Source organism: Lentzea albidocapillata, from assembly GCF_000719115.1.
GTDB classification, from domain to species: domain Bacteria; phylum Actinomycetota; class Actinomycetes; order Mycobacteriales; family Pseudonocardiaceae; genus Lentzea; species Lentzea albidocapillata.
The window spans coordinates 243,755-250,692 of sequence record NZ_JOEA01000011.1 but is presented as its reverse complement, the minus strand read 5'-3'; the positions used below and the strand labels follow the sequence as shown (position 1 = coordinate 250,692).

Below are 6,938 nucleotides of genomic sequence, written 5' to 3'. Positions count from 1 at the left end.
CCCTGGCTTGAGCACTACAACACTGAACGCAGTCACTCCGCACTCGAGGGACACCCACCCATCAGCCGCGTTCAGTCACCAACCTCATGACCAAGTACATCTAGTCGACGGTGAAGGTGACCGAGTGCCATCCCGTCGCACCGTCGGGAACCGGATCGAGGCGTGCCTGGTCCTGCGTGAAGCCGGATTTGTCGGTGGCGCGGCACTCGACCGCGTGACTGCCTTTGCCGAGGTCCAGCTCGACCCGCCACATGCGCCACGTGGTGTCGCTGACGTCGGCTCCGAGCTCGGCCTCCCGCCACGGTCCGCCGTCCACCCTGACCTCGACCTTGGCCACGCCCTTGGGCTGCGCCCACGCCGTTCCCGCGATGACCACCCTGCCCTGGACCCTGCCCATCCTCGCGGGCCGGTCGATGCGCGAGGACACCTTGATCGGCGCCCGCGTCGCCCAGCCCCGCGGGATCCAGTAGCCCTGGTCCTTCGCGAACGTCGTCACGTTGAGGTCGGTGACCCACTTGGTCGCGGAGACGTAGCCGTACAGCCCCGGAACCACGAGCCGCGCCGGGAACCCGTGCTCGGCGGGCAGCGGTTCGCCGTTCATGCCGATCGCGATCAGCCCGTTCTCCAGCACGTAGTCGAGCGGGCTGCCCGCCGTGAACCCGTCGTCGCTGGTGCTGAACAGCTGGTCCGCGCCCGCCTTCACGCCGGCTTCCCGCAGCACGTCGCCGATCCTGACGCCGACGAAGTTGGCCGTGGAGATGTACGGCCCGCCGACCTCGTTGGAGACGCAGGTCAGCGTGACGGTCTCCTCGACGAGGTCCCTGCTGCGGATCTCCTCGAACGTGAGCACCATCGGCCGCTCGACCATGCCGTGCACCCGCAGCGCCCACTCCTCGGCCCTGATCCGCGGCACGCTCAGCGCGGTGTCGATCCGGTAGAAGTCCTTGCTGCTGGTGATGAAGCTCGGGGTGCCGTCCTTGACGAAGTCGGCGTTCAGCGGGATCTCCGGCGCTCTGACCTTCGGCGTCAGGTCGCCGACGGCCTGGCGCGAGCCCTCCACGTCCGTCCGGCTGCCGAAGAGCTGGCCCGCCACTCCCGCGAAGACCGCGAGCCCGCCGGTGATCAGGAAGCCGCGCCTGCTCTCGCTCTCCTCGGCCTCGCGGTGCAGGTAGCGGAACGCGTAGACACCCGCCGCCGTGCTGGCGACGGGCGCGAGGACGGCGAGCTGGCCGACGTCGGGCCTGGTCACGACCGCCGCGACACCCACGAACCCGAGCAGCACGGCCACCAGCGTCCCCGGCGCGGGGCCGTTCCGGCTGGCCAGGCCCGCACCGATGCCGATGCCCACGAGCACGACGCCCATGCAGATCAGCAGCACGAGCTTGTCGGCGGTGCCGAACGTGGTGATGGCGAAGTCCTTCAGCCACGACGGCGTGAGGTCGATCGCGGCGTTGCCCACGGCGAGGTACGGGGAGGCACTCAGGCCCACGAAGGCCGCCACCAGGTGCCCTGCCGCAAGAGCTGTGACAAGGGCGATCAGTCCGGTGAGTGCGGCCTTGGCGGGCTTCATGCCTCTAATTCGACACCCATCTGCCGTTGGTTCGCCCGAGCCGTAAGGCCCCGGTAATCAACTACTCCGTGAGGGCCGCCCGCAGGCGGTCCTCCTCCACCTTCCAGTACCCGTGCTCCGCCCCGTCCACCAGGAACACCGGCACCCGGTCGCCGTACTCGGCGCGCAGTTCCGGATCGGCGTCCACGTCCTCGACGGACCAGGTCGCGCCGAGGTCCGCGCAGATCCGCTCGATCTCGACGGCGGCCTCCTCGCAGGAGTGGCACGACACCCGGCTCATCAACGTCACGTGGTGGGTCATGCCGTCATGCTCCCAAAGGCCTGCGCAGCACGGCGCGGGCGAGCTTGCCGGTCGGCGAGTGCGGCAGGGCCGGGGCGAACTCCACCGAGGTCGGCACCTTGAACTTGGCGAGCCGCGCGGCGCAGTGGGCAACCACGTCCTGCGAGGTCAGCTCCTGCCCGTCGCGCAGCACGAGCACGACCTTCACCGACTCGCCGGTCTTCTCGTCCGGCACACCGACGGCCGCGGCCTCGAGCACCTGCTCCAGCTCGCCGACGACCTGCTCGACCTCGTGCGGGTAGACGTTGAAGCCGTTGACGATGATCAGGTCACCGGCTCGGTCGACCAGGTGCAGGTCGCCGTCGGCGTCGATGAACCCGACGTCGCCGGTGCGGAACCAGCCGGACGCGTCCGGGCCGTGCGCGCCGTCGGGCCAGTAGCCGCTGAAGAGGTTGTCACCCTTCGCGGACACCAGGCCGGTGCCCGGTTCGTCCTCCTCGATGTCGAGCGCAGAGCCGTCCGTGTCGACCAGGCGGATCTCGACGCCCGGCAGCGCCTGGCCCACCGAACCCGGCTTCGGCACACCGCCGACCAGCGTCGACGTGAGCACGGGGCCCGTCTCGGTGAGGCCGTAGCCCTCGTAGATCGGGATGCCGATCGCGCCGCGCATCTCCGCGATGACGCCCGCGGGGAGCGGGGCGGCGCCGGAGGTGAAGAGCCGGACCGTGGCGAGCTTCTCGCGCAGCACCTCGGCCGGGTGCGCGAGCAGTGCCCGGTACATGGGCGGCACGCCGACCATCGTGGTGACGCGGTGCTCCGCGATGACGTCGAGGACGTTGGACGGCTCGAAGCGCTCCAGCAGGATCGCCGTGGCACCCGCGCCCGCCACCTGCAGCAGGCCGGGGCCGAGGCCGTAGACGTGGAACAACGGCAGCGCGAGCAGCACCCTGTCGGCCGCCGTGACCGGAGCGGGGCGCAGCGCGGCGCACTGCGAGACGTTCGCGAGCAACGCACGGTGCGAGAGCATCGCGCCGCGCGGCACGCCGGACGTGCCCGAGGTGTAGCCGAGGACGGCCAGGTCCTCGCCGCCGCGGACGGCCTCGAACGGCTCGGCGGTGGCCGACACGTCCGGAACCTCGATCACCTGGGCGTCGGAGCCCTCACCGTCGCCGACCAGAAGGCCGGCGCCGGAGTCGGCGAGGATGCGCTGGAGCTCGCGCGGCGGGTTGCCGGGGCCCGTGGGCACCACGACGCCGCCCGCGCGGAGGATTCCGAACACGGCGACCACGAACTCGGGGCTCGTGGGCAGCCGTACCGCCACTCGGCCGCCCGGTTCGAGTCCGGAATCGGCCAAACGGCGGGCGAAAGCGTCGGTCGCGCCGTCGATGGTTTCCCACGTGAGGCTCTTACCGCTCGCTACGTCGACCAAGGCGACGTGGCTGGGTCCCCGCTGTGCCGAAGCACGGACCAGATCTGACACATTGCGAGCGGAAGTCAACATGGCCTCCTCATGAACACTGGGCGCTTCGAGCAGTCTTCCACGCGTGACGAGCGTCATGAAGCCGCGGTTCCGTCGTCTTACCATCGCAACCGTCCGCTACCTACTACGGAGTAACAAGACGTATGCTCCCGCCACGGCGACTCTGTGGAGGTGCCGCGAGCCGATGACCGCGCGGGCACGACCGAACACGATCAGGACCACCCGAACCATGACGGGGGGTCAGCACGACAACGCCATCGACGAGCCGTGGCAGCTCGTCAAGGCCGCCCAAGAGGGTGACACCGGGGCGTTCGGAGTGCTGTACGACAAGTACGTCGACATGGTTTTTCGCTATGTCCTCTTCCGGGTAGGCGGCGATCGCGCGTTCGCCGAGGACGTGACGAGCGAGACGTTCCTCCGCGCGCTGCGGAGCATCGGTTCGGTCAGCTACCAGGGCCGCGACGTGGGCGCGTGGTTCGTCACGATCGCGCGCAACATCGTGTTCGACCACGTGAAGTCGAGCCGCTACCGGCTCGAGGTCACGACCGCCGAGCTCCAGGACAACCGCGAGGAGACGAGCGGCCCCGAGCAGGAGGTCATGACCGAGGCGACCAACGCGGAGCTGCTCCGGTGCGTCTCACAGTTGGGGGACGATCAGCGCGAGTGCATCACGCTGAGGTTCATCGAAGGCAAGACGGTGTCCGAGGTCGCGCAGCTCATGGACCGCAACGAGGGCGCCGTGAAGGCACTGCAACACCGGGCCGTGAGGCGGCTCGCACAGATTCTCCCGTCCTGGTTGCGGTGATCGTGATCGCAGGGGCGTAACCCAAAGCAGATCAACTTCGTTACTCGGGCTGAGATGGACGGCAAGGGAAGAACACCGCGGTGGCGGCAGACGGAGCACGAGCGATTCGCCCGTGCCGTTGAAGGCGGCCCACAGCCGGTAGGCAACGACGACCTCGCTGAGGACCTCGCGATCGTCGAACTCCTCCGGCGGATGGATGTCGGCCCGGACGCCGAGACGCGCGAACGGATGAAACAGCGCGTCCTCACCGCGCCCCCACCGGAGAAGCCACTGGTGCTCTCGTCGGTAAGACGGGTGGGAGCGCGCGCACGATTAGCGGTCGCCGCGGCCGCGGTCCTCTGCCTGCTGACGTCGCTCGCCGGCATGAGTGTGCTGCTCAGCCGTGACGCGCTCCCGGGAGACCCGCTCTACGGCATCAAGCGCACCACCGAAAGCGCCTCGCTCGGCCTGACCTTCGACGACCAGGACCGCGCCCTCAAGCACCTCGAGTTCGCCGCGTCCAGGGTCACCGAGATGGAAACCCTGGCCGAACGCTCCTCGGAGTCGTCCTCTCAGCTCACGGCACTGAACGACCTGGACGCCGACGCGGTCGAGGGTGCCCGCCAGCTCATCACGTACGCCACGGCGTCCGACGAGAAGGCGCTGCCCGACCTCCGCGACTGGGCGCTGGCCCAGTACATGAAGGTCGGCACCCTGCGTCCTCGCCTGCCCGCCGACGCGGGCGCCCACGCCGACACGACGATGTGGTTGCTGGCGAGCATCGCCCAGCGGGCCCACGACCTGGCCGCCCGCGCGGGCTGCGACGCCGTGACCAGCGGTTCTTCGGACTCCCTCGGCCCACTGCCGGCCAAGGACAAGTGCGCCGCGGTCGTCACCGACCCGAACTCGTCACCGGGGAGCAGGCCGTCCTCGCTGGGACCGGCCCCATCGGGTCTGCCTGCGCCGTCCGGATCGGTGAATCCGTCCGTGCAGCCCACGCAGTCGGTGGCACCGGGCACGTCGACCTCGCCGTCGGCTCCAGGAACGTCGACCCCGCCGTCGTCGGGCAAGCCCGGGATCACGATCCCGCTGCCACTCCCGCTGCCGAGCATCTCGCTTCCGCTGCTGCCCGGGATCAGCTTCGGCTGAGCCGCGTATGACATCTCGTGTTCGCCCGGACACAAGACGTGATCAGGACTGCGGTCTGGAACTCGCACCACGTGTTCTCGACCAGGTCTGAGCGGGTGTGGCGGCCTGATCGCTACGCTTGGGACATGGCAGGCAAGCGTGACGTGGAGAGCGACCGGCTGGCCGCACTAGCCGGCGAGGCATCGGCAGACGCGGCGATCCAGGCTGCCGCGATGGCGCCAGAGCTCGAACAGTCGCTGAACGTCCCGCCGGACCTGACCGCGGCGGCCTTCTTCGACGTGGACAACACGATGATGATGGGCGCGTCGATCTTCCACTTCGCCCGTGGCCTGGCCGCGCGCAAGTACTTCTCGTCCTCCGACCTGGCGGGCTTCGTCTGGCAGCAGCTGAAGTTCCGGGTGGGCGGCCGGGAGGACCCGGAGTCCGTCAAGGCCTCCCGCGAGCAGGCCCTCTCCTTCGTCTCGGGCCGCAGCGTCGCCGAACTGGTCTCGCTCGGCGAGGAGATCTACGACGAGCTGATGGCCGACCGCATCTGGAAGGGCACCCAGGCCCTCGCCCAGATGCACCTCGACGCGGGTCAGCGCGTCTGGCTGGTCACCGCCACGCCCGTCGAGCTCGCCCAGATCATCGCCCGCCGGCTCGGCCTGACCGGCGCCCTGGGCACCGTCTCGGAGTCCGAGAACGGTATCTACACCGGCCGCCTGGTCGGCGACCTCCTGCACGGCAAGGCCAAGGCCCAGGCCGTCCGTTCGCTGGCCGCCAAGGAGGGCCTCGACCTGCGCCGCTGCACCGCGTACTCGGACTCGTCCAACGACGTCCCGATGCTGTCCGTGGTGGGCACCGCGGTGGCCGTGAACCCGGACTCGCAGCTGCGCGAGGTCTCCCGCCGCAAGGGCTGGGAGATCCGCGACTTCCGCACGGGCCGCAAGGCGGCCAAGATCGGCGTCCCGTCAGTGCTGGGCGTCGGCGCCCTGGCTGGAGCCGTGGCCGCCACGCTGGCCTACCGGCGCCGGGTCAGGTAGCAGCCCGAGCTCCCGCCACCCCTGCTCACCGGCGGGGGTGAGCACGACCGCGCGGCTGGTCCCGATCCGCCGCACCCACCCGCGCTCGAAGAACACCCCGCACAGGAACGCCCCGGCCGCGCCGGCCAGGTGGGGCACCCGCTCGGTCCAGTCCAGGCAGGCCCGGCTGACCACCCGCTTGGACGGCTCGAACCCGAGCTCCTTCAGCCAGACCATCCCGGTCCCGGTGACCGCGAGCCCGTCGCCGACCACCGCGAGCTCCACCAGTCCCGACCTCAGCGAGATGCCGAGCCGGCCCGCGAGGTGGTCGTAGCAGGTGCGCCCGCGGGCCATGGCCTCGGAGACCGCCGCCGAACGGAGCGACCGGGGCCGCGGACCGGGCCCGGCGAAGGCGGCCATCGCCTCCAGCAACTCGGCGACGTGCGGCCCGGCCAGTGCCACGTACCGGTGCCGTCCCTGCCGGTGCTCGACCAGGACCCCGCCCTCGACCAGCCGCGTCAGGTGCTCGCTCGCGGTGGACGCGGCCACCCCGGCGTGGGCGGCCAGTTCGCGGGCGGTCCAGGCCCGCCCGTCGAGCAGTGCTCCGCAGATCGCGGCACGGGTCTTGTCCGCGAGCAGTCCGGCGACCTGGGCGAGTGCTTCCACGACGCCAT

7 protein-coding genes are annotated in these 6,938 nt (G+C 70.4%); 3 read left to right on the top strand and 4 right to left on the bottom strand.

Going from position 1 to position 6,938, the window contains the following annotated elements; translation table 11 throughout:
• Nucleotides 1–100 precede the first annotated feature (100 nt).
• The 3 genes from IG04_RS0118810 to IG04_RS0118800 form a co-directional block, all read right to left on the bottom strand.
• Nucleotides 101–1,570 carry a molybdopterin-dependent oxidoreductase gene (locus IG04_RS0118810; RefSeq protein ID WP_030477970.1) on the bottom strand — a complete coding sequence of 490 codons (1,470 nt, stop codon included), beginning with the start codon at nt 1,568–1,570 and terminating at the stop codon, nt 101–103.
• A 61-nt stretch (nt 1,571–1,631) separates the two neighbouring features.
• The gene (locus IG04_RS0118805; RefSeq protein ID WP_030477969.1) at nt 1,632–1,871 is read right to left on the bottom strand and encodes a glutaredoxin family protein; all 240 of its coding nucleotides are present in this window, start codon (nt 1,869–1,871) and stop codon (nt 1,632–1,634) included.
• A gap of 4 nt (nt 1,872–1,875) precedes the next feature.
• The gene (locus IG04_RS0118800) at nt 1,876–3,351 is read right to left on the bottom strand and encodes an AMP-binding protein (RefSeq protein ID WP_030477968.1); all 1,476 of its coding nucleotides are present in this window, start codon (nt 3,349–3,351) and stop codon (nt 1,876–1,878) included.
• Nucleotides 3,352–3,559: 208 nt separating this feature from the next.
• Between IG04_RS0118800 and IG04_RS0118795 the strand changes: the two genes are divergently transcribed.
• The 3 genes from IG04_RS0118795 (at nt 3,560) to IG04_RS0118785 (ending at nt 6,285) form a co-directional block, all read left to right on the top strand.
• Nucleotides 3,560–4,135, top strand: coding sequence for a sigma-70 family RNA polymerase sigma factor (locus tag IG04_RS0118795; protein ID WP_245816289.1), 576 nt, complete (start codon nt 3,560–3,562; stop codon nt 4,133–4,135).
• A gap of 54 nt (nt 4,136–4,189) precedes the next feature.
• Nucleotides 4,190–5,263, top strand: coding sequence for a DUF5667 domain-containing protein (locus IG04_RS0118790; protein WP_030477966.1), 1,074 nt, complete (start codon nt 4,190–4,192; stop codon nt 5,261–5,263).
• 125 nt (nt 5,264–5,388) lie between these two features.
• A complete protein-coding gene (locus IG04_RS0118785) occupies nt 5,389–6,285 on the top strand; it encodes an HAD family hydrolase (RefSeq protein WP_030477965.1) in 897 nt (298 codons plus the stop codon).
• On the opposite strand, the gene IG04_RS0118780 is transcribed toward IG04_RS0118785, so the two are convergent.
• Nucleotides 6,214–6,930, bottom strand: a complete 717-nt coding sequence (locus IG04_RS0118780) for an ArsR/SmtB family transcription factor (protein ID WP_051770194.1) — start codon at nt 6,928–6,930, stop codon at nt 6,214–6,216. The two genes, IG04_RS0118785 and IG04_RS0118780, sit on opposite strands and share 72 nt — an antisense overlap.
• Nucleotides 6,931–6,938 lie beyond the last annotated feature (8 nt).

What these genes read in the sequence shown, in the direction of transcription:
- IG04_RS0118810 (WP_030477970.1), bottom strand. Translation starts at nt 1,570, where the DNA reads ATGAAGCCCGCCAAGGCCGCACTCACCGGACTGATCGCCCTTGTCACA.
- IG04_RS0118805 (WP_030477969.1), bottom strand. Translation starts at nt 1,871, where the DNA reads ATGACCCACCACGTGACGTTGATGAGCCGGGTGTCGTGCCACTCCTGC.
- IG04_RS0118800 (WP_030477968.1), bottom strand. Translation starts at nt 3,351, where the DNA reads ATGTTGACTTCCGCTCGCAATGTGTCAGATCTGGTCCGTGCTTCGGCA.
- IG04_RS0118795 (WP_245816289.1), top strand. Translation starts at nt 3,560, where the DNA reads ATGACGGGGGGTCAGCACGACAACGCCATCGACGAGCCGTGGCAGCTC.
- IG04_RS0118790 (WP_030477966.1), top strand. Translation starts at nt 4,190, where the DNA reads ATGGACGGCAAGGGAAGAACACCGCGGTGGCGGCAGACGGAGCACGAG.
- IG04_RS0118785 (WP_030477965.1), top strand. Translation starts at nt 5,389, where the DNA reads ATGGCAGGCAAGCGTGACGTGGAGAGCGACCGGCTGGCCGCACTAGCC.